This window comes from Streptomyces sp. NPDC037242 (assembly GCF_055604165.1).
On sequence record NZ_JBVJUY010000052.1, the window covers coordinates 1 to 19525 of the forward strand.

The following is a 19525-nucleotide window of genomic DNA, read 5'->3' on the forward strand; positions in this document are numbered from 1 at the left end:
ACGAACATCACCGGCGACTTGACCATCACCCGGGGATCGAGCTTGCGCACGGCATCCGGGAAGGACCTGACCAACTGCTTCGGATCGAAGAGACCACCGCCGACGCGGCCCTGTTCGGGCTTGTGCCCGGACGGAAGGTCCTGGTGCGGAGCACGGGTGGGGGTGATGGTGCTCATGAGGCCAGCCCTTCGGCAAGCGGACCCAGCGCGAGGGCGGGGAAGTAGGTGAGGCCCGTGACGATGAGGATCGTGCCGACGAGCAGGAAGGTGAACAGCGGCTTCTCGGTGCGCAGGGTGCCCGCGGTGGCCGGGACCGGCTGCTGTTCGGCGAGCGAGCCGGCCAGCGCGAGGACGAAGACCATGGGCAGGAAGCGGCCCAGCAGCATGGCCAGACCCGTGGTCGTGTTGAACCACTGGGTGTCGGCGTTCAGCCCGGCGAAGGCCGAGCCGTTGTTGTTGCCGGCCGAGGTGTAGGCGTAGAGCACCTCGGAGAAGCCGTGCGCGCCGCCGTTGGCCATCGAGTGTGCGGGGGTCGGCAGGGCCATCGCTACGGCGGTGAAGCCGAGGACGAGTGCCGGGGTGATGAGGATGTAGCAGGCCGCGAACTTGATCTCGCGGGTGCCGATCTTCTTGCCGAGGTACTCGGGGGTGCGCCCGACCATCAGACCGGCGAGGAACACCGCGATGATCGCCATGATCAGCATGCCGTAGAGCCCGGATCCGACGCCGCCGGGCGCGATCTCGCCCAACTGCATGCCCAGCAGCTGGATGCCGCCGCCCAGGCCCGTGTACGAGGAGTGGAAGGAGTTGACCGCACCGGTCGAGGTGAGGGTGGTGGCGACCGAGAAGATCGCGGACCCGGCTATGCCGAAGCGGGTCTCCTTGCCCTCCATCGCACCGCCCGCGGCCTGGAGCGCCGGGCCGTGGTGGGCGAACTCGGTCCACATCATCAGCGCGGTGAAACCGAGCCAGATCACGGCCATCGTCGCGAGGATCGCGTATCCCTGGCGCAGGTTTCCGACCATGCGGCCGAAGGTGCGGGTCAGCGCGAAGGGGATCAGCAGGATCAGGAAGATCTCGAAGAGGTTCGAGAAGGGCGTCGGGTTCTCGAAGGGGTGGGCGGAGTTGGCGTTGAAGTAGGCACCGCCGTTGGTGCCCAGCTCCTTGATGACCTCCTGCGAGGCCACCGCGCCGCCGTTCCACTGCTGCGTGCCGCCCATGAACTGGCCGACCTCGTGGATCCCGGCGAAGTTCTGGATCACCCCGCAGGCGACGAGCACGAGCGCGCCGACCACCGACAGCGGGATCAGGATCCGGACGGTGCCGCGCACCAGGTCGGCCCAGAAGTTGCCGAGCTCACCGGTGCGCGAGCGCGCGAAGCCCCGTACGAGGGCCACGGCGACGGCCATGCCCACGGCGGCGGACAGGAAGTTCTGCACCGCCAGCCCGCCGGTCTGCACGACGTGGCCCATGGCCTGCTCACCGCTGTACGACTGCCAGTTGGTGTTCGTCACGAAGGACACGGCCGTGTTGAAGGCCTGGTCCGGCTTGATGGAGGCGAAGCCGAGCGAGCCGGGCAGCTGGCCCTGGAGGCGCTGGAGCAGGTAGAGGAAGAAGACGCCCACCGCCGAGAAGGCGAGGATCGAGCGCAGGTAGGCGGACCAGCGCATCTCCGCGTTCGGGTTGGCGCCGATGGCCTTGTAGATCCACTTCTCGGGGGCGTAGTGGCGCTCCGAGGAGTAGACACGGGCCATGTAGTCGCCCAGCGGGCGGTACGCGAGGGCCAGCGCGGCGACGAGCGCGAGCAGCTGGAGCACCCCGGCAAGAACGGGACTCATCGGGGCTAGAACCTCTCCGGGAACACGAGGGCGAGGACGAGGTAGCCCAGCAGGGACACGGCGACCAGCAGACCGACGACGTTTTCGGCGTTCACAGCTTGGTCACCCCCTTGGCGACCAGAGCCACCAGCGCGAAGACCGCGATCGTGGTGACGACGAAGGCCAGGTCGGCCATCGTGAGCTCCCGGTGGGTGCGAGGGTAATTTTCGGACATCTCCGAGTGAAACGTCCCGCCGGGGCTCCACGGCCTCCCTTGACGGGCCCCATACGCCCGGCTGTGCGCCTTTTACGAGTCCCTAACGGGGCGGGCGGACCGGGCGAGCGTCCGGCAAGATCCTGTTCCATATAACGGAAATCAACTTCCGCAATGCGACACTCGGGTTATGCTCCGGCGCACCCGGAAACCCGTCCCGAAGGCCCCCAGGAGGAATGCAATGACCGAGAGTCGCGTCGCCCTGATCACCGGATCCTCCTCCGGGATCGGTGCGGCCATCGCCCGCCGGCTGGCCTCGGAAGGCATCCGCGTCGTCGTGAACTCGGCCCGCAGCGAGAGCGCCGGAAAGGCCCTGGCCGCGGAACTGCCCGGCGCCGTGTACGTACAGGGCAGCGTCGCCGACGCCGCGGACGCGCGGCGCATCGTGCAGGGCGCGGTCGACGCCTTCGGACGGCTCGACATCCTCGTCAACAACGCGGGCGTCACCCGGTTCGTCCCGCTCGACGACCTGGAGGCCGCGGACGCCGACGCCTGGCGCGAGATCTTCGACGTCAACGTCATCGGTGCCTGGCAGATGATCACCGCGGCCGCTCCCCACCTGCGCGAATCCGGGGCCGCCTCGGTGGTCAACATCTCCTCGGTCTCCGCGACCCGCGCCCTCGGCAGCTCCGTCCCCTACGCAGTGAGCAAGGCCGCGGTCAACCACATGACCCGTCTGCTGGCCTCCCAGCTCGGACCCGCCGTCCGCGTCAACGCCATCGCGCCCGGCCTGATCGACACGCCCTGGTACGAGGACGCCGAGCAGGTCTGGGAGAGCTCCCGGGAGTGGATCACGCAGAACACCCCGCTGCGCCGGGTGGGCACCCCCGAAGACGTCGCCGAGGCCGCGCTCTACCTGGTCAACGCCGCCTACACGACCGGCGACGTACTCACCGTCGACGGCGGTCGGCACGTCGTCTGACCACGCCGCGGACCGATACAGAGGCACCATAGAGGAAGCCACATGACGGACTACTACCCTCGGATCATGAACGCCGCCACGGTGAAGGAATCAGACCGCAAGCACGTCTTCCACTCCTGGTCGGCCCAGGAACTCATCGACCCGCTCGCCGTCGCCGGCGCCGAGGGCTCGTACTTCTGGGACTACGACGGCAACCGCTACCTCGACTTCTCCAGCGCCCTCGTCTACACCAACATCGGCTACCAGCACCCCAAGGTCACCGCGGCCATCCAGGAGCAGGCGGCCAAGCTGTGCACCGTCGCGCCCGGCTTCGCCGTCGACGTGCGCTCCGAAGCGGCCCGGCTGATCGCCGAGCGCACCCCGGGCGACCTCGACAAGATCTTCTTCACCAACGCCGGTGCCGAGGCCGTCGAGAACGCCGTCCGCATGGCCCGGCTGCACACCGGCCGGCCCAAGGTGCTCTCCGCCTACCGCTCCTACCACGGCGCCACCTCCACCGCGATCAACCTCACCGGTGACGCCCGCCGCTTCGGCAACGACACCGCGACCGCCGGCGTCGTGCACTTCTGGGGCCCCTTCGCCTACCGCTCGCCCTTCTACGCGGCGAACGAGGCCGAGGAGTGCGAGCGCGCCCTGCGCCACCTTGAGGACACCATCGTCTTCGAGGGCCCGCAGTCCATCGCCGCGATCATCCTGGAGACCGTCGGCGGCGCCCCGGGCGTGCTCGTCCACCCGGACGGCTACCTCGCCGGCGTGCGCGAGCTCTGCGACCGCTTCGGCATCCTCTTCGTCCTCGACGAGATCATGGTCGGCTTCGGCCGCACCGGCACCTGGTTCGCCGCCGACCACTGGGGCATCACCCCCGACCTGCTCTGCTTCGCCAAGGGCATCACCAGCGGATACGTCCCCCTCGGCGGCGTCGCCATCTCCGCCGCCGTCGCCGAGACCTTCGCCCGGCGCCCCTACCCGGGCGGGCTGACGTACTCCGGGCACGTGCTGGCCTGCGCGGCCGCCGTCGCCACGGTGAACGTCATGGCCGAGGAGGGCATCGTCGAGCAGTCCGCCCGTACCGGCGCCGAGCTGCTGGGCCCGGGGCTGCGCGCGATCGCCGAGCGGCACCCCTCGGTCGGCGAGGTCCGGGGGCTCGGCACCTTCTGGGCACTGGAACTCGTACGGGACCGGGCCACGCGCGAGCCCCTGGTCCCGTACAACGCTTCGGGCGCCGACAACGCGCCGATGGCGGAGTTCGGGGCGGCCCTGAAGAAGGGCGGCCTGTGGCCGCTGCTCGCCGGCAACCGCATCCACATCGCACCGCCGTGCAACATCTCGCCCGAGGACGTGGCCAAGGGCCTGGCGATCCTCGACGAGGCGCTCTCGGTGGCCGACGCGCATACCGCCTGACCTGCACAGACGTCCGGACACCCAAGCCGTGGGTGCTCGTCTCGGAGGATCCGCGCCGTTCCGAACACCACGTGAACGTGCTGAAATCCGAAAGAGCACCTACGGACCGGGATGCACGTCAGTCCCGGGGCGGTCCCGCGGGACCGAACGGCGGGGGGCGGGCCGCGTGCCCACCGGACGCCGGGCGTACGGGATCCATTCAGCCGGACTCCGTGTACCCGAAGGAAGTCAGCCCATGAGCAAGCACGTCCTGGCCCAGAACCAGTACGGCAAGGCCGAGAACCGCATCGTCAAGGTCACCCGCAAGGGCAGCGACGGTTCCTGGCACGAGATCCGTGACCTCAACGTCTCGGTCGCGCTCCGCGGTGAGTTCCGCGACGTCCATCTGACCGGCGACAACGCCAACTGCCTGCCGACCGACACCACCAAGAACACGGTGTACGCCTTCGGCAAGGAGCACGGCATCGAGTCCCCCGAGGCCTTCGGGATCCTGCTCGCCAAGCACTTCGTCTCCTCGCAGGCGCCGATCCGCGAGGCGCAGATCCGCATCGAGGAGTACGTGTGGGACCGCATCCCGGTCCCGACGCGCAAGGAGCAGCACTCCTTCGTCCGCAAGGGCCAGGAGGTGCGCACCGCGCAGATCACCTACAGCGAGACGACGGGCCTCCAGGTCATCTCGGGTCTGAAGGACCTGACGGTGATGAACTCGACCAACTCCGAGTTCCACGGCTACATCAAGGACAAGTACACGACCCTGCAGGAGGCGTACGACCGCATCCTGGCGACCAAGGTCACCGCACGCTGGGCGCACTCGGCGCTGGCCGGCGACGACGCCTCGTACGACTGGGACCAGGCGTACAAGAAGGTCCGCAAGAACATGCTGGAAGCCTTCGCGGAGACGTACTCGTACTCGCTCCAGCAGACCCTGAACCAGATGGCCGAGCGGGTGCTCGACAACTGCCCCAAGGTCAACGAGGTGCGCCTGAACCTCCCCAACAAGCACCACTTCCTCGTCGACCTGGAGCCCTTCGGCCTCAAGAACGACAACGAGGTCTACTTCGCGGCCGACCGGATGTACGGCCTGATCGAGGGCACCGTCCACCGTGACGGCGTGCAGCCGGTGATCGCGACCTCCGACTGGATCGTCGCCTAAGCCTCCCGCTGCACGGCCCGCGTGGCCTACGTCGTCTGCCCCACCAGCAGGTTCCACCGGCCCGAGCGGCCCGTCAGACCCGTCACCGTGCCCGGGCGCACGTCGAGCCGCCAGAACGTTCGCGCGGGCAGTTCCAGGGCGGCCACCACGGCCGCCCTGGCGAAGGCCTGGTCGGCGGCGACCCGGTGCGTGCCGGGCTCCAGACCGGCCAGCCAGCTCCCGGCGCGCGCGGCCAGCGCCTCGACGGACTCGCCGCCGGGCGGGGCGTACGCGGGGTCCGTCAGCCAGCTGTGCACCGCTGCCGGATCCTCGGCGGCGACCTCGTCCAGGGTCCGCCCCTCCCACTGCCCGGTCTCCAGGGCGTACGGCCCGCCACGGCCGAAGCGGAGCTCCCTCATCTGGGCGTCAAGTGGCGGGGTGACCAGGTGAACTCGTACCGAAGAGGGGTTCATAAAGGGAGCGTAAGCGCGGTACGGTCGCGGGCGACACAACTGAATGACGACGGTCCGGCGGAAGCACCGGTGAGAATCCGGCACGGTCGCGCCACTGTGAGTCCTCCGCGAGGGGAGGCAAGTCAGACCCGCCGCTGTCGTCGAGAGCACCACTGACCGGGACGCGTGTTCCCCCTGGAGGTAACTGCCATGGCCCACTCCGCCGTGCCCACGACGGCCCCCGCCGTCGCTCCGATCTCGCTCTCCGCACTCGCCCCCTGGGCGGCCTTCGTCGCCGCCCTCGTTCTCGTACTGCTGTACTTCGTCGGCATCGAGCAGGGCGCCACCGCCGTCTTCGAGGGCGAGACCATCCACGAGTGGCTGCACGACGGCCGCCACCTGCTCGGCTTCCCCTGCCACTGATCTCCGCCCCAGCAAGGGAAACCGAGCCATGACATCCGCTCCCCCCCAAGGCGCGTCCCCACGCGCCTTCCTGCTCCGGGGCATGCTCGCCGGCCTGCTGGCCGGTGTGGCCGCCTTCCTCGTCGCGTACCTCCTCGGTGAGTCCAAGGTCGACGCGGCCATCGCCATCGAGGAGGCCGGCGCCGCACTGTCCGGCCACGACCACGGCGAGGAGGCCCCGGTCAGCCGGGCCCTCCAGGCCACGGCCGGCCTCGGCACCGGTGTCCTGCTGTACGGGGTCGCGCTCGGCGGCATCGCCGCGCTCGTCTTCTGCTACGCGCTCGGCCGCATCGGCCGCTTCGGCCCGCGGGCCACGGCCGCGCTGGTCACCGGCGCGCTGTTCGTCACCGTGACCCTGGTGCCGTTCCTCAAGTACCCCGCCAACCCGCCGGCCGTCGGCGACCCCGACACGGCGTCCCGGCGGACGGCCCTGTACCTCCTGATGATCGCGCTGAGCGCGCTGCTCGCGGCGGGCGCGCTGATCCTGGGCCGCCGGCTGGCACCGAAGCTCGGCAACTGGAACGCCTCGATCGCCGCGGGAGCGTTCTTCGTCCTCGCCGTCGGCGTCTCGTACGCCGCCCTGCCCGGCATCAACGAGGTCCCGGAGGACTTCCCGGCCGCACTCATCTGGAGCTTCCGCCTCGCGTCCCTGGCGATCCAGGCCGCGCTGTGGACGACTTTCGGCCTCGTCTTCGGTTTTCTAGCCGAACGGGCTCTTGTGCCGACCACTGCACCCAAGGAGGCTTTGCAGCCCACGAGTTGACGATGAGAGGGCCGGTAGCGGATGCCTACGGCGATCAGGCAATGGCGAGGCTGGACGGGCGCCGCCCCGTTCTGGCTCAACTCGCTCCTGCTGCTCCTGGCCCCCTTCACCGCCGTCACCCTGCTCGCCCAGATAGGCGTCATCACGGCCCTGGCCGCCGTCGGCGGCCTGGCCCGCCATCTCTGGTTCGGTGACTACGGCCATCCGGCGATCCACACGGCCGCCGCACTCATGGGTGCGGCGGCCGCGACGTTGGTGGTGGTCTGAGCTCCGGCCGGGCCCGGCATCCGTCAGATAGCGCTTCGGCCATGGCGAGGACCGCCGCCGCTTCGCGGACGTGCCGGTACGGGGCCAGGTCCGCACGGTGTTCACGCGGCTGACCGTCGCCGAAGCGGTCCGGCCCACGCCGCCGGAGGGCTCCGCGCAGTCGGTCCCGGCCGCGGTGAACCTGCTGCCGCTCGGGCCCGCCGCCTGCGCCCTGGCCGATGCCGCCGCCGAACCGGGCTGGTCGGGGCTGCGCCCGATCGGCTGGGTGCACTGCCGGCCGACTCCGGCGGCACTGCTCGGGCGGGCGCTCGGTCCCGAGCTGGCGGTACGCCTGCTGCGGCGGCTCTCGGACGTCCAGCCGTCGGCGGCGACCACGGGCCTCGCCCTCCCGCCGGTCGGGGTCGGCTATCTCACCCGGGCCGCGGCGGCGGCGCTGCCGTCGGCGCTGGTACCGGAGCCGGCATGAGCGCGGTGGGTTCATGATCCAAGGCAAGGCGGCCGGATGAACCACCGCAACTCGGACCGACGGACCGTCACCTCGCCCTGATGGACAGGTTTTCGCATGTGGCAGAGCGCGGCACCGACCCGACACGCCCGTGGCCCTCACTTGACGTTCTCACCCGTTCGGGTGCACGTCTTCCACGGCTCACCCCGGGACCGGCTCACCGGCCGCCATCTGCGAAGACACCGCGAGACCGGGACGACACGCCTATGACGCGCCGTCAGTCTCTCGTGTTCCGCGAGGTGCAGGGGCTCGCGGAGGAGTCCACTGCTCTCGGGACCCGGCCGCCGGAGCCGGACCAGAAGGGAATGACATGCCCCGCGCCAAGTGGGTCGTCGGCGTGCTGACGGCGGGTCTGCTTTTCACCGGCATGGGGGTGTTGCGCAGTACCGAGGGTGCGAAGCCGGCGGCGGCGACCGCGGGTGACGCACTGCCGTCCCGGGCGCTGGGTCTGTCCGGCCCCCGCCGGCTGGTCCAGCAGTTGGAGCACTCCGGCGGGCACGCCCCCGGCAAGGGGGCCCGGCGGCCCCTGCGGGCGGGCATCGGGCCGCTGCGGCCGGCGCGACCGCTGCGGCTGTCGATCCCGAGCCTGCGGGTGGACGTCCCGCTCACCGCCGAGGACGAGGACTCGGTGTCCCGGGAGAGCGCCGCCTGGGACACCGCCGAGCCGGCCCCCGGCTCGGCGGGTACCGCCGTGATCAGCGGGGAGTTCCCGCACCTGGCCGAGCTGCGCCGCGGGGCGACCATCGAGGTCCCGCGCGCGGACCGGCGTACGGCCGTGTTCACCGTGTACCGGGTCTCACCCGCCGGGATCACGGGGCGCGGGCAGCCCCCGGCCCGGGCCCAACTGCGGTTGGTCAGCGGCGAAACCGCCGTCCTCGCCCGGCTGACGGGGCAGTTCCACAGCCTCCGGTGACGCAGGCTGTCAGCCGTGCGGGCTCTCTTCGTCCTCCGGTCGGGGGCTTCTGTGGCCCTTGCGGGGAGTCGCCCGGCGTGTCGGGGCACACCCTCCGCATGAACGGGACGCGGCGTACGCGGATGGCACTGGCGAGGGCCCTTACGGTGGCCTGCGTCCTGCTGCTGTGTGCCTTCGGCGCGGGTCCGGCCGCGTCGATCGCGGCCTCCGCGGCGGTGGCCGAGTCCCGGTCCGCGCCCTCGGCGCCCGTCGAGCCCACCGAGGGCCAGTCCGATCCGGCCGGGGACCCCGAGGTCCGCCTGGCCGCACGCCCGGCCTACCGCACGGCCCCGGGCGATCGGCGGCCGCACCGGCCGGTGTTTCACGTGAAACGTCGTGGTCGGGTTCTGGGCGGGACCCGGTGCGCGGGCCCGTACGAGACGGGCGCGGGCGTTGCGAAGGTGTCCCCGCGGTCGACGCGGAGTGTGGTGCTGCGCTGCTGAGCGGTCCGAGCAGCAGCGTCCCCCCACACCCCCCTCGAACACCCGTGAGGTTCCGCCATGCCCATCGACCCCTACGCCGCCCTGAACGCCATGCTCCGCGCCGAGGCGGCCCGCTTCTCGCCGCCGCCCGCGCCGGTCAGGCAGTCCACCGAGAGCGCTGTCGCCGTGGCCGTCGAGTCCGAGAGCGAACCGCAGCAGATCGCCCCCGCGGCCGACTCGGCCGTGTAGTCGCCGCGCACGGTCGTCGCCTCCCCGGACATGGGGAGGCGCCGGTTCCCGCGCCCTCGGCAACGGAGAGTGGTCACGTGAGGTTCGACCACGGGCGCGGGAACCGGCGCCACCATCAGTCTCCAACGGGCGGGCACCGGCCCGCCTCGGGCTTTCGTCCGGACTCGCCGGGCCGAAAGTACCGCTGGTCGCTAGTCCTCCCGCGTGTAGTAGCGGTAGAAGGCCGCCAGACCGACACCCGCTCCGACGGCCAGGGCAAGGCCGACGGACCGCAGAACGCTGTGGTCGGCAAGGCTGTAGAGGTAGCCGAAGGCGATGCCCGCGAAGGCTCCGTACGCCGTGGCGTGCAGCTCCCGCTTCAGCCTGGGGCCGATGCGGGCCAGGGCGATCAGACAGGCGGCGAAGAGCGCGCCGCACAGGATCCCGTAGAAGACGTTGCCCGCGTCGACCGGGCCCATCTGGCGCTTCATGAACGCGGCGTACACGCCGTAGACGAGTCCGAGGAGCAGTGGGCGCGCCAGCGCGCTCTTGCTCATGTGGTTCGTGTCCGCCAGCTGCCGGTGCCGCCTGGGGGCGGTGGGTGCCGCATGTGCCATGACGGGCTCCTCTCTTCCACCACTCAGGGCACACCCGCCGCCCCCGACCGGCAAGTGGATCAAGGATCAGGCCCCGCGTACGGCCACCGCGTCCACCTCGAACAACATCCCCGGCAGGGCCAGGGTGGCCACGCCGATCAGGGTCTGGGCGGGCAGTTCGGTGCCCCAGGTGGCGTGCAGGTGCTTGAGGAGCACCTCCAGCTTCCGCTCGTCGTGCGCGACGACGTACGTCCCGATGCGGACGACGTCGGCGGGGCCGAGGCCGACGGCCGCCAGGGCGGTGCGGAGGTTGGCGAAGGCCTGCCCGACCTGGTCCTCGAAGTCCTCGGAGACCACGTGGCCGCTCTCGTCGCTGCCGTACTGGCCGGCTATGAAGACCTGCTCGCCGGGCGCGGAGACGATGTGGCTGTACCCGTAGCCGGTGGGGTCGTGGAGTCCTGCCGGGTTGGTGATGCTGCGCGTCATGGTCGGGCTCCTCAGTCGGTTGTGTGCGTGTCAGTGCGCCGCGAGCCAGGCCCGCAGCCGCTCCGGCGCCTCGGGGGCCTGCCGCTCGGCCTGCCGCCGGATCCCATCGAGGTCCTGGTCGGCGAGGGCGCGGCGCCAGGCCAGCTCGGCCCGGGCCATGGCGTGTGCGATGGCGCAGTCCGCCGAGTCCGCCGAGTCCGCGGACTGCGCCGACTGCGCCGACTGCGCTGACTTCGCGGAGTCCGCGGACTCGGGGGACTCGGCGGACTCCGCGGCGGGCGGTGCCCCGCCCGGGCCCCGTCGGCGGATCTCCGCGCACCGGAAGGCCTCCTCGGGCCCCTCGACGGCGGCGACCACGTCCATGAGCGAGATGGCCTCCAGTGGGCGGGCCAGCCTGAAGCCGCCGCGCGGCCCGGGGGTGGAGGTCACGATCCCCGCCCGGGCCAGCGCCTGGAGCTGCTTGTTGAGATAGGCGGCGGGCAGGTCGTGCCACGCGGCCAGCCGCGCCGCCGACACGGCCCGCCCGGGCCCGCTCCAGGCCAGATTGACGCAGCTGTGCAGCGCCCACTCGACGCCTTCGCTCATCTTCATAATCTGGATATTAGATGTCCAGATTACTGCTCCGCAAGAGCCGACACGCCACCCGCCCGCAGCAACAACGCGTGCACCGCGCGGCCACCCGGCTTTCCCTGGTGACGTGCGCACCTTTCTCTCGGCGGTACTCATCGCTCTCGTGGCCCTCCTCGTGCCCGCGAGCGCCGTCGCGTACTGGGCCGACCACGAGCTGGGGAGCGCCGACCGGTACACCGCCGCCATGTCCCCGCTCGCCGAGGACCCGGCCGTGCAGAAGGTCGTCGTCACCCAGGCGAGCCGCGGCCTGTCCGGGCAGATCGACGCCGGCCCCTTCCAGAGCGGCGTCGAAGCCCTGCTCGGCGAGGCCCTGCGCTCCTTCGTCGGCACCCCCGCCTACCGGACCGCCTGGGACGCCGCGAACCGCGCCGCGCACGCCGCTTTCCTCAAAGCGCTCACCACCGGCGACGGCAACGCCGTCACCATCGACCTCGCACCCGTGATCGAGCAGGTCAAGGGGGTGCTCGTCGAGGACGGAGTGCCGCTCGCCGACCGCATCCCGGTCACCCACATCTCGGTGAAGGTCATGGAGTACGACAATCTCGGCGCGCTCCGGAAGGGCTTCCGCATGCTGCAGATCGCCGGCATCTGGCTCCCCGTACTGACCCTGGTGCTGGCCGCCGCGGCCATCGCCCTCGCCGTCCACCGGCGCCGCGCCGTCATCGCCACCGGGTTGGGGCTGGCCGTCGGGGCGGGCCTGCTGGGGCTCGCCGTGGCGCTGTGCCGGCGCCTGACCCTGGACGACCTCCCCGCCGACATCGACCGGCCCGCGGCCGAGGCGGTCTACGACGCGCTCACCGCGTTCCTGCGCACCACCGCCTGGGTGGTGCTCGCGGTCGGACTGGCCGCCGCGCTGGCCGCCTGGCTGACGGGCCGCCTGCGCCGGACCCCATAAGCTCGGAAGGTACGCAAAGGGCGCAGAGAATCCGATTCGCGGCACGGAAGCGGAATGAGCACCGAACAGATACCGTCCGGGCGAGCCCGGCACAATCCGCTGGCTCCACCCCCCTGGCTCCTCAACGGGCTGCGGCCGAGCACCGCGCCGATCCCCTGGGCGGCCGTGGCACGTGCGGGCATCGCGCTGGCCGCACCGCTCGCCGTCGGCTTCGCCCTGGACGAGCCCGAGTACGGCGCGCTCGTGTCGATGGGCGCCCTGGCCGGGGTGATCGGCGACACCGCCGACGCCTACCGGATGCGGGTCCTGAACATCGCCGTGCCGCAGCTCTTCGGCGCCGTCGGCGTCGCCTTGGGCACCCTCGTGTTCGGGCACGGCTGGCTCGCCGTCGGCGTGCTCACCCTGATCGCCCTGGTCTCCGGGATGATCTCCTCGATCGGCACGGTCGCCTCCGTGTCCGGACTGCTGCTCCTGCTCAACGCGGTGGTCGGGGCCGGGCTGCCGATGCCCCAGCCCTGGTGGACCGCGCCGCTGCTGCTGAGCGCGGGCGGGCTGTTCGTCCTGCTGCTGACCCTGCTGGGCTGGCCGTTGCGCGGCCGACTGCCGGAACGCGCCGCCGTCGCCGCCGTCTACCGGGCACTGGCCGACGCCCTGGAGGCCGCGGGCCGGCCCGGGCCCGCGTACGAGCAGCACCGCCAGCAGGTCACCCAGGCCCTGAACCAGGCCTACGACCTCGTCCTGGGCCGGCGGGCCCGGGTGCACGGGCGCAGCCCCTCGCTGGTGCGGATGCTGGCCCAGCTCAACGTACTGATCCCGGTGGTCGAGGCCGCCCCCGCCGCCCACCTGCGCCGCAGGCCGCTGCCGCCCGAGATCCCGGCAGCCGTACGGGAACTGGCGGCGGCCGTGGAAGAGGGCCGCACCGGAACGCCCGTACTGGACCTGCCCGAGCCGACCGGCCCGTCCGAGCGCGCCCTCGACGCGGCGCTGCGGCACGCGGCGACCATCGTGCTGCTGGCCGAGCCCGACCCGTACAACGTCGACGACCGGCTCGGCCGGCCCGCCGCGCTGCGGGTCCGGGCCCGGCGGGCCGTGCGCGACATGATGCTGTCGGCGGCCTCCTGGCGGTACGGGCTGCGACTGGCCCTGTGCATCGGACTGGCCCAGGCGCTGGTCTCGGTGGTGGAGATCGAGCGCTCCTACTGGGTCGCCCTGACGGTCACCTTCGTCCTCAAGCCCGACTTCGGATCCGTCTTCTCCCGGGCCGTGCTGCGCGCGCTCGGCACCGCCGCCGGGCTGGTCATCGCCGCCGCGGTGCTCGCCGAGGTGCCGCGCGGGTGGTGGGACGTGCCCGTGATGGCCGTACTCGCGGCGCTGATCCCCGCCTTCTCCGCCAAGGGGTACGCCTTCCAGACCGCCGCGATCACCCCGGTGATCCTGCTGCTCTCGGACCTGCTCAACCACCAGGGCTTCGACCTGATCCGGCCCCGGCTGCTGGACAGCCTCATCGGCTGCGCCATCACCCTGGTCGCGGGGTACCTGCTGTGGCCCGAGAGCTGGCGCACCCGGCTCGGCGACCGGCTCGCGGACGCCGTGGACGACGCCGCGCAGTACGTGGAGCAGGCCTTCGGCAGCGGCCCCGAGACACGGACCGAGGCCGGACTGCGCGCGGTGCGGACGGCCCGGCTCCAGGCCCGGCGCAGGATCTACCGGGACCTGTCGGGGGTGCGCAGCGAGTTCCAGCGGGCCCTGACCGAGCCGCCGCCGACGGGGGCGCGGGCGGCCGCGTGGTGGCCGCTGGTCGTCGCCGTCGAGCGGATCGTGGACGCGACGACCGCCGCGCGGGTCCGGGTCAACCACGGCGCGCAGCCGCCTGCGGCCGGCGAGGTCGAGCAGGTCACGCGGCAACTGCGGGACCTGGCCGACGGGGTCCGCAACAGCCTGACCCCGGTACGGGTCGACGTCCCCGCGGAGGGTGACGAGTCGAGCGTCCTGGCCCCGCTCCGCCAGGAGGTCGCGGCGGCCCGGGCGATTGCCCATCCGGGGGCTTGAGGGGCCCTGCCCGGCGCCCGGCCCAGTTCGGCGGCGCCTGGCAGCGGGTAACCCGAACGGCCCTGCTCCCGGGCCGGAAGCTCGGCGGCGGGGGAGCATCGGAGCATGCAGCGTGCCTCGGCCGTGATGGTGCTCACCGCCCTCCTGGGCGCCGCCGCCGGGTGCGCCGACGTGGAAGGGCTGCGCAACGACGGGGACCTCGGGACGGTGCACGCCCCGCAGACCCTGTGGAAGGACATCCGGCCCGACCCGCCCGATCCGGGGCAGCAGCCGGGAACGGCCGCGGTCGTACCCGGGCTGCCCAAGGTCGCGGACCTGAACATGCGCGGCGTGGACGCGGTGGCCGTCGTCCGCGCGGACATCACCTCCGCCACCGCCCAGGACGGCGGGACCGGAAGGCTCGTGGACCCCCGGGCCATCCAGCGCATCGCGCTCTGTACACAGGCTGTGGACGGCGGGCCGGACTGCCCCGTACGCCCCGCGGTCCTGCACGACGTCACCGGCAACGGCAAGGACGAGCTGATCACCGCCCTCGACATCGACGGCCGGCTGAGCGAACTGCGCGTCTACACCGTCCAGGACGACGGCAGGATCGCCCGGATCCTGTCCCGGCGCGCGGTGCTGGAGGGCGTCGAGGTGGCCGCCGAGCACCTGGCGGTGCGCGAACCGACATCGAACCCGAAGTACGTCGCCGTCTCCGACTACGTCTGGGACCCGGATGCCGGGATCATGAACCTGTCCCAGCTCACCCTCGACGACTGCCCCGGGGGCACGGACAGCTCCAGGCCCTGCTCCCCGAGCGCGGTCTGAGGGGCGGCGGGCCGATGCGGGTGACGAGCAGTCTGCGCTGGAAGATCGCCCTGACCACGACGGCCGTGTGCTGCGCCGTCGCGGCGGCGCTGGGCATCCTCGTGCACAACGTGGTCGCCCGGCAGATCGTCGGCGAGGTCCGCAAGGACGTGGACCGCGACCTCGACCACGCCCTCGGGCACTACCAGTACGGCACCGCGCACGGCGACGTGAACGTCGCCCTGGACTCCCCCGAGCTCCCGCGGCCCCTGCGCGAGCTCGTCGCCCGCGGGCTGACCGGCAGCATGGTCGGCGAGCACTCCGGCAAGCCCGTCATGTGGGCCGCCGGCCCTGCCGACAACCAGTCCCTCGCCGTCTGGGTCCCGTACGAGAGCACCCGCTCCCGGCTGCGGGACATGGACACCGCGATCCTCGCCTCTTCGGCGCTCGCCGCCGGCGTGGTGGCGCTGGCCGGCATCTTCCTGGCCAACCGGATCAGCCGCCGCCTGCGGAGCACCGCCGCCGTGGCCCGCCGGATCAGCGCCGGGGACCTGGACGCCCGGGTCGACTTCCCGGCCGACGGGGACGCGGACCTGCGGCCGTCCCGCTCCCGCGACGAGGTACGGGACGTGGCGCAGGCTCTGGACACCATGGCCGCATCGCTCCAGGACAGGCTGGAGGCGGAGAAGCGGTTCACGGCCGATGTCGCGCACGAGCTGCGCACCCCGCTCACGGGATCGCTCGCCGCGGCGTCCCTGCTGCCCGAGGGACGCCCCAAGGAGATGATCAACGACCGGCTCAGGGCCCTGCACCTGCTCACCGAGGACCTGCTGGAGATCTCCCGGCTGGATTCGGGGGTGGAGCAGGCCGACTTGAGCCGGGTCGAGCTCGGCCGGGCGGTCCAGCGGGCCGTGACGGGCACCCGGCTGGCCGCCACGGTACGGGTGCTCCGCGACACGGTGGTGCTCACCGACCGGCGCCGGCTGGACCGGATCCTGGCCAACCTGCTGGTCAACGCCCACAAGCACGGGCAGCCGCCGATCGAGGTGAGCGTGGAGGGGCCGGTGGTGACCATCCGCGACCACGGGCCCGGCTACCCGCCCGAACTGATCGAACAGGGACCGCAGCGCTTCCGCACCGGAGACCCCGGCCGTGGGCGCGGCCACGGGCTCGGCCTGACGATCGCGGCCGGCCAGGCGGCGGTACTGGAGATCGAGCTCGGCTTCTCCAACGCCCCCGACGGGGGCGCGGTGACCACCCTCCGGCTCCCCGTCGGGCGCCTGCCGGACGGAAGTTGACCGGGCGCGAGGGAATGTTTCACGTGAAACACCCCGCGCGCCCGGTCAACTGAGCATGCCCGTCGGCCGGATCAGACAGCTCGATCAGACGCCGATGTTCTTGCCGTCCTTGCGCCAGACCGATACGACGGCCGGGCGGACGAGCTTGCCGGGGCCGTCGGGCCACACCGACTGCGGCTTCTCGACGGACGCGCCGTCGATCTCACCCGGGTGCTGGACCGCGACCAGGACGCGCTTGTCCTGGATGATCGGGCCGCAGGTCTCGGCGCCGCGCGGAACCGTCAGGAACTGCTTCAGCTCACCGCGCCGGTCACCGGCGGTGGCGACACCGAACAGGCCGTCGTGGGAGCCGAGCTGGTTGCCGTCCGTGGAGATCCACAGGTTGCCGTGCGGGTCGAAGGCCACGTTGTCCGGGCAGGAGATCGGGCTGACCTTGTCCTTCGGGAAGCCCGCGAAGTAGGTGGCCGGGTCGTTGGGGTCACCGGCGACCAGGAACAGCCGCCAGGCGAAGCCGTCGCCCGCCGGGTTGTCGAAGTTCTCGGCGAGCTCCAGGACCTGGCCGTGCTTGTTCAGGTTGCGCGGGTTGGACTCGGTCGCGCCCTCCGCCTTGCCCGGCTTGCCGCGGTCGGTGTTGTTGGTCAGCGCGATGTAGACGCGACCGGTGCGCGGGGACGGCTCGACGTCCTCGGGGCGGTCCATCTTGGTGGCGCCCACCTTGTCGGCGGCCTGGCGCGTGAAGACGTACACCTCCTCGGCGGTCATGCCCTCGACGTGCGAGACGTTGCCGGTGGCGAGCTTGATCCAGATGCCCGAGCCGTCGAACTCGCCGTCGGCGGGCAGCTTGCCGGAGCCGTCGAACTCGGTGACCGGGGAGTCACCGGTGAGCTTGGCGACGTAGAGGGTGCCCTCGTCGAGCAGCGTGAGGTTGTGCTCCTTCGCCGCGCGCGAGTTGCCCTTCTTCATCTGCTTCGAGGAGACGAACTTGTAGAAGTAGTCGAAGCGCTCGTCGTCGCCCATGTAGACGACGGGGCGGCCGTCCTCGGTCAGGCGGGGCTGCGCGGCCTCGTGCTTGAAGCGGCCGAGCGCGGTGCGCTTGCGCGGGGTGGAGTTCGGGTCGTACGGGTCCAGCTCGACGACCCAGCCGAAGCGGTGCGACTCGTTGGGCTCCTGCGCCACGTCGAAGCGCTTGTCGAACAGCTCCCACTTGCGCTCGGTGGCGCCGGTGGTCACGCCGTAGCGCTTCAGGCGGGCGGCCGCGGTCGGGTCGGTGACCTGGCCGGCGTTGCCGAAGTACTGGTTGAAGTTCTCCTCGCCGTGGAGGGTGGTGCCCCACGGGGTGGTGCCGCCGGCACAGTTGTTGAGCGTGCCGAGCACCTTGGTGCCGGTCGCGTCGACGGAGGTCTTCAACAGGGCGCCGCCCGCGGCCGGGCCGGTCATCTTGAACACGCTGGTGGCGGTCAGACGGCGGTTGAGCTGGTGGCGGGTGACCGCGGTCAGCTTGCCGCTGCGGTGGTCCTCCTGGACGACGACCACGGACAGGCCGTGCGCGGCCCAGGCGATCTCGACCTGCTCGCGGGTCGGCTTGGCCGGGTCGTAGCCCTTGAACATGAGGATCTCGTCGGTGTACTCGTGGTTGGCCACGAGCAGCTGCTGGCGCTCGTAGTCGCCGCCGAGCGGGAGGAGGCTCAGGAAGTCGTTGTTGTAGCCGAACTGACCGGCCTGCGCGGCGGCGGTCTGCTTGTCGGGGTTGAAGCCCGGAGCGCCCTTGATGATCGGGTCGCCCCAACGGATGACCACGTTCTGCTCGTGGCCCTCGGGGATGGTGACCTGGTCGTTGGTGTTCGGCGCGACGGACTTGAAGCGCAGACCGCGGGCACCGGCGGCGTTGGCCTGGGCGGAAGCGCCCTGGGCGTCGGCGGCGGGGGTCGCGTTGGCGGAGGAACCGTTTCCGCCGACGGCCACGGCGGTACCGGCGGCGGTGGCGACCGTCACGACGGCGGCGGAGCGCAGCATCGAGCGGCGGGAGTAGGCGCGGGCTATGACGTCGCCGGCGTACTCGTTGTCGCTGGTGTTCGGCACCTCGTGGAAGCAGGCGTCGCCGCAGCGGTAGCGGCAGGTGAGGGCGGAACGGCCGCCCCCATGCGGGTTGCCGATGAGCGGCAGGAGCTTGCGCACGAGTGTCCTCCGTAGGTGCACGGTCCCCGACAACGTGTCGGTCGAATCCAGCCGTGACGCTAGGCGCGGGTTGCGCCGAAGCGGCGGCGCGGGGATGAACGGCCGGTGAACCCGGCACGTCGGAGCGGCAGTTCAGCGGCGCGGCGGGTGTGTTTGGGCAGTGGGCGCCACGAAAGGTGCCCCTGCCGAAGTTCCAGCCAAGGGGCCGATAACCTTACGTGTCCACTCTGGGCAGGGATCTACCGCGCAGTACGGACAAATGACGCACGCACTCATGCGAAAGGCCTGGCCCATGGGTATTCGGAGCTTGTTGCGCAAGGTGTTCGGACGGGCTTCGGAGCCGGTTCCGGAGTCGGCTGACGCCCCTTCGGCGGCCCTTCCGAGCCAGGCGGAACGCACCCCCCTGGATGCGGCGGCCGAGCTGGTGGCGGCCTCCTTCGACAACCCGACCGTTCCGCCGCAGTCCGCCCCGCGGGACCGCGAGCCGGGCACGCTGCTCACGGCCACGGCCACGGCGCCGGCCCCGGACCCCACGGTCCCGGAAGCCCGCCGCGCGCCTGTGCCTCCGGCGGTTCAGCAGGACCCGACCCCGGCCGCCGCCGAGCCGGCCGAGGCCGAGGTCGAGCCGGTTGCGGCCGAGGCCGAGCCGGAGGCAGTGGTCGAGCCGGCCGCCGCCGAGGTCGTGGCCGCCGAGGCGCAGGTGGAGCCCGTAGCGGCCGCCGCCGAGCCGGCCGAGGCCGAGGTCCTGCCCGAGGCCGACGTCGAGCCCGTGGCGGCTGACGCCGAGCCGGAGCCGGAGGCAGTGGTCGAGCCGGTCGAGGCAGAGGTCGTGGCCGCCGAGGCCGAACCCGCCGCCGAAACCGAGCCGGAGGCACAGGCCGAGCCCGTCGCTGAAGCCGAGCCGGAGGTACTGGCCGAGCCGGTCGAGGCAGAGGTCGTGGCCGCCGAGGCCGAACCCGCCGCCGAAACCGAGCCGGAGGCACAGGCCGAGCCCGTCGCTGAAGCCGAGCC

General features: G+C 71.9%; 22 protein-coding genes and 1 pseudogene. 15 read left to right on the forward strand and 8 right to left on the reverse strand.

What is annotated here, in order from left to right; translation table 11 throughout:
* Positions 1-172 precede the first annotated feature (172 nt).
* From kdpA to ACZ7GJ_RS36765, 3 genes are read right to left on the reverse strand one after another with little or no spacing between them, the layout of a single operon-like run.
* Positions 173-1837: a potassium-transporting ATPase subunit KdpA gene (gene kdpA / locus ACZ7GJ_RS36755; protein ID WP_470758159.1), complete on the reverse strand. Its 1665-nt coding sequence runs from the start codon at positions 1835-1837 to the stop codon at positions 173-175.
* A 5-nt stretch (positions 1838-1842) separates the two neighbouring features.
* Positions 1843-1932: a K(+)-transporting ATPase subunit F gene (gene kdpF, locus ACZ7GJ_RS36760; RefSeq protein WP_365922749.1), complete on the reverse strand. Its 90-nt coding sequence runs from the start codon at positions 1930-1932 to the stop codon at positions 1843-1845.
* Positions 1929-2051, reverse strand: coding sequence for a hypothetical protein (locus ACZ7GJ_RS36765; RefSeq protein WP_470758161.1), 123 nt, complete (start codon positions 2049-2051; stop codon positions 1929-1931). Before ACZ7GJ_RS36765 ends, kdpF begins: the two co-directional genes overlap by 4 nt.
* Positions 2052-2271: 220 nt before the next feature.
* Here ACZ7GJ_RS36765 and ACZ7GJ_RS36770 point away from each other — a divergent pair, with 220 nt between their 5' ends.
* The 3 genes from ACZ7GJ_RS36770 to pucL all read left to right on the forward strand — a co-directional run bounded on the left by ACZ7GJ_RS36770 (position 2272) and on the right by pucL (position 5566).
* Complete coding sequence (locus tag ACZ7GJ_RS36770; protein WP_470758163.1) at positions 2272-3012, forward strand: SDR family NAD(P)-dependent oxidoreductase; 741 nt, start codon at positions 2272-2274, stop codon at positions 3010-3012.
* A gap of 66 nt (positions 3013-3078) precedes the next feature.
* Complete coding sequence (locus ACZ7GJ_RS36775) at positions 3079-4413, forward strand: aminotransferase class III-fold pyridoxal phosphate-dependent enzyme (protein ID WP_470758165.1); 1335 nt, start codon at positions 3079-3081, stop codon at positions 4411-4413.
* Positions 4414-4648: 235 nt separating this feature from the next.
* Positions 4649-5566, forward strand: a complete 918-nt coding sequence (gene pucL / locus ACZ7GJ_RS36780) for a factor-independent urate hydroxylase (RefSeq protein WP_365922741.1) — start codon at positions 4649-4651, stop codon at positions 5564-5566.
* Between the two features lie 26 nt (positions 5567-5592).
* Here pucL and ACZ7GJ_RS36785 read toward each other — a convergent pair whose 3' ends face one another.
* The gene (locus ACZ7GJ_RS36785) at positions 5593-6018 is read right to left on the reverse strand and encodes a histidine phosphatase family protein (protein ID WP_470758167.1); all 426 of its coding nucleotides are present in this window, start codon (positions 6016-6018) and stop codon (positions 5593-5595) included.
* A gap of 189 nt (positions 6019-6207) precedes the next feature.
* Here ACZ7GJ_RS36785 and ACZ7GJ_RS36790 point away from each other — a divergent pair, with 189 nt between their 5' ends.
* The 7 genes from ACZ7GJ_RS36790 to ACZ7GJ_RS36820 all read left to right on the forward strand — a co-directional run bounded on the left by ACZ7GJ_RS36790 (position 6208) and on the right by ACZ7GJ_RS36820 (position 9617).
* Entirely contained in the window at positions 6208-6420 is a 213-nt protein-coding gene (locus ACZ7GJ_RS36790) for a CbtB domain-containing protein (RefSeq protein WP_470758169.1), read from the forward strand.
* 28 nt (positions 6421-6448) lie between these two features.
* A complete protein-coding gene (locus ACZ7GJ_RS36795; RefSeq protein WP_470758171.1) occupies positions 6449-7222 on the forward strand; it encodes a CbtA family protein in 774 nt (257 codons plus the stop codon).
* A 21-nt stretch (positions 7223-7243) separates the two neighbouring features.
* Complete coding sequence (locus ACZ7GJ_RS36800; protein WP_365922733.1) at positions 7244-7489, forward strand: hypothetical protein; 246 nt, start codon at positions 7244-7246, stop codon at positions 7487-7489.
* Positions 7490-7559: 70 nt separating this feature from the next.
* Positions 7560-7955, forward strand: coding sequence for a hypothetical protein (locus tag ACZ7GJ_RS36805; RefSeq protein ID WP_470758173.1), 396 nt, complete (start codon positions 7560-7562; stop codon positions 7953-7955).
* 349 nt (positions 7956-8304) lie between these two features.
* A complete protein-coding gene (locus ACZ7GJ_RS36810; RefSeq protein ID WP_470758174.1) occupies positions 8305-8907 on the forward strand; it encodes a sortase domain-containing protein in 603 nt (200 codons plus the stop codon).
* Between the two features lie 98 nt (positions 8908-9005).
* Complete coding sequence (locus ACZ7GJ_RS36815) at positions 9006-9389, forward strand: hypothetical protein (protein ID WP_470758175.1); 384 nt, start codon at positions 9006-9008, stop codon at positions 9387-9389.
* 57 nt (positions 9390-9446) lie between these two features.
* The gene (locus ACZ7GJ_RS36820) at positions 9447-9617 is read left to right on the forward strand and encodes a hypothetical protein (protein WP_470758177.1); all 171 of its coding nucleotides are present in this window, start codon (positions 9447-9449) and stop codon (positions 9615-9617) included.
* 191 nt (positions 9618-9808) lie between these two features.
* Here the strand turns inward: ACZ7GJ_RS36820 and ACZ7GJ_RS36825 are convergent, their stop codons facing one another.
* The 3 genes from ACZ7GJ_RS36825 to ACZ7GJ_RS36835 all read right to left on the reverse strand — a co-directional run bounded on the left by ACZ7GJ_RS36825 (position 9809) and on the right by ACZ7GJ_RS36835 (position 11263).
* A complete protein-coding gene (locus tag ACZ7GJ_RS36825) occupies positions 9809-10213 on the reverse strand; it encodes a hypothetical protein (RefSeq protein WP_470758179.1) in 405 nt (134 codons plus the stop codon).
* A 66-nt stretch (positions 10214-10279) separates the two neighbouring features.
* A complete protein-coding gene (locus ACZ7GJ_RS36830; RefSeq protein ID WP_470758180.1) occupies positions 10280-10678 on the reverse strand; it encodes a RidA family protein in 399 nt (132 codons plus the stop codon).
* Positions 10679-10708: 30 nt separating this feature from the next.
* On the reverse strand, positions 10709-11263 hold the full coding sequence (locus ACZ7GJ_RS36835) for an RrF2 family transcriptional regulator (protein ID WP_470758208.1): 555 nt from the start codon (positions 11261-11263) through the stop codon (positions 10709-10711).
* A 112-nt stretch (positions 11264-11375) separates the two neighbouring features.
* Between ACZ7GJ_RS36835 and ACZ7GJ_RS36840 the strand changes: the two genes are divergently transcribed.
* The 4 genes from ACZ7GJ_RS36840 to ACZ7GJ_RS36855 all read left to right on the forward strand — a co-directional run bounded on the left by ACZ7GJ_RS36840 (position 11376) and on the right by ACZ7GJ_RS36855 (position 16339).
* Complete coding sequence (locus ACZ7GJ_RS36840; RefSeq protein WP_470758182.1) at positions 11376-12203, forward strand: hypothetical protein; 828 nt, start codon at positions 11376-11378, stop codon at positions 12201-12203.
* 54 nt (positions 12204-12257) lie between these two features.
* Positions 12258-14252: an FUSC family protein gene (locus ACZ7GJ_RS36845; protein ID WP_470758184.1), complete on the forward strand. Its 1995-nt coding sequence runs from the start codon at positions 12258-12260 to the stop codon at positions 14250-14252.
* Between the two features lie 105 nt (positions 14253-14357).
* A complete protein-coding gene (locus tag ACZ7GJ_RS36850) occupies positions 14358-15062 on the forward strand; it encodes a hypothetical protein (protein WP_470758185.1) in 705 nt (234 codons plus the stop codon).
* Between the two features lie 14 nt (positions 15063-15076).
* A complete protein-coding gene (locus ACZ7GJ_RS36855) occupies positions 15077-16339 on the forward strand; it encodes a sensor histidine kinase (RefSeq protein ID WP_470758187.1) in 1263 nt (420 codons plus the stop codon).
* Between the two features lie 84 nt (positions 16340-16423).
* Here ACZ7GJ_RS36855 and ACZ7GJ_RS36860 read toward each other — a convergent pair whose 3' ends face one another.
* Complete coding sequence (locus tag ACZ7GJ_RS36860) at positions 16424-18514, reverse strand: PhoX family protein (RefSeq protein ID WP_470758188.1); 2091 nt, start codon at positions 18512-18514, stop codon at positions 16424-16426.
* A 292-nt stretch (positions 18515-18806) separates the two neighbouring features.
* On the opposite strand from ACZ7GJ_RS36860, the pseudogene ACZ7GJ_RS36865 reads away from it, so the two are divergent.
* Positions 18807-19525 (forward strand): annotated as a pseudogene (locus tag ACZ7GJ_RS36865) (VWA domain-containing protein); the annotation flags it as partial.

Excerpts from the sequence above, each read along its gene's own strand:
- kdpA (WP_470758159.1), bottom strand. The coding sequence starts at position 1,837 with ATGAGTCCCGTTCTTGCCGGGGTGCTCCAGCTGCTCGCGCTCGTCGCC.
- ACZ7GJ_RS36765 (WP_470758161.1), bottom strand. The coding sequence starts at position 2,051 with ATGTCCGAAAATTACCCTCGCACCCACCGGGAGCTCACGATGGCCGAC.
- ACZ7GJ_RS36770 (WP_470758163.1), top strand. The coding sequence starts at position 2,272 with ATGACCGAGAGTCGCGTCGCCCTGATCACCGGATCCTCCTCCGGGATC.
- ACZ7GJ_RS36775 (WP_470758165.1), top strand. The coding sequence starts at position 3,079 with ATGAACGCCGCCACGGTGAAGGAATCAGACCGCAAGCACGTCTTCCAC.
- pucL (WP_365922741.1), top strand. The coding sequence starts at position 4,649 with ATGAGCAAGCACGTCCTGGCCCAGAACCAGTACGGCAAGGCCGAGAAC.
- ACZ7GJ_RS36785 (WP_470758167.1), bottom strand. The coding sequence starts at position 6,018 with ATGAACCCCTCTTCGGTACGAGTTCACCTGGTCACCCCGCCACTTGAC.
- ACZ7GJ_RS36790 (WP_470758169.1), top strand. The coding sequence starts at position 6,208 with ATGGCCCACTCCGCCGTGCCCACGACGGCCCCCGCCGTCGCTCCGATC.
- ACZ7GJ_RS36795 (WP_470758171.1), top strand. The coding sequence starts at position 6,449 with ATGACATCCGCTCCCCCCCAAGGCGCGTCCCCACGCGCCTTCCTGCTC.
- ACZ7GJ_RS36800 (WP_365922733.1), top strand. The coding sequence starts at position 7,244 with ATGCCTACGGCGATCAGGCAATGGCGAGGCTGGACGGGCGCCGCCCCG.
- ACZ7GJ_RS36810 (WP_470758174.1), top strand. The coding sequence starts at position 8,305 with ATGCCCCGCGCCAAGTGGGTCGTCGGCGTGCTGACGGCGGGTCTGCTT.
- ACZ7GJ_RS36815 (WP_470758175.1), top strand. The coding sequence starts at position 9,006 with ATGAACGGGACGCGGCGTACGCGGATGGCACTGGCGAGGGCCCTTACG.
- ACZ7GJ_RS36820 (WP_470758177.1), top strand. The coding sequence starts at position 9,447 with ATGCCCATCGACCCCTACGCCGCCCTGAACGCCATGCTCCGCGCCGAG.
- ACZ7GJ_RS36825 (WP_470758179.1), bottom strand. The coding sequence starts at position 10,213 with ATGGCACATGCGGCACCCACCGCCCCCAGGCGGCACCGGCAGCTGGCG.
- ACZ7GJ_RS36830 (WP_470758180.1), bottom strand. The coding sequence starts at position 10,678 with ATGACGCGCAGCATCACCAACCCGGCAGGACTCCACGACCCCACCGGC.
- ACZ7GJ_RS36835 (WP_470758208.1), bottom strand. The coding sequence starts at position 11,263 with ATGAGCGAAGGCGTCGAGTGGGCGCTGCACAGCTGCGTCAATCTGGCC.
- ACZ7GJ_RS36845 (WP_470758184.1), top strand. The coding sequence starts at position 12,258 with ATGAGCACCGAACAGATACCGTCCGGGCGAGCCCGGCACAATCCGCTG.
- ACZ7GJ_RS36850 (WP_470758185.1), top strand. The coding sequence starts at position 14,358 with ATGCAGCGTGCCTCGGCCGTGATGGTGCTCACCGCCCTCCTGGGCGCC.
- ACZ7GJ_RS36855 (WP_470758187.1), top strand. The coding sequence starts at position 15,077 with ATGCGGGTGACGAGCAGTCTGCGCTGGAAGATCGCCCTGACCACGACG.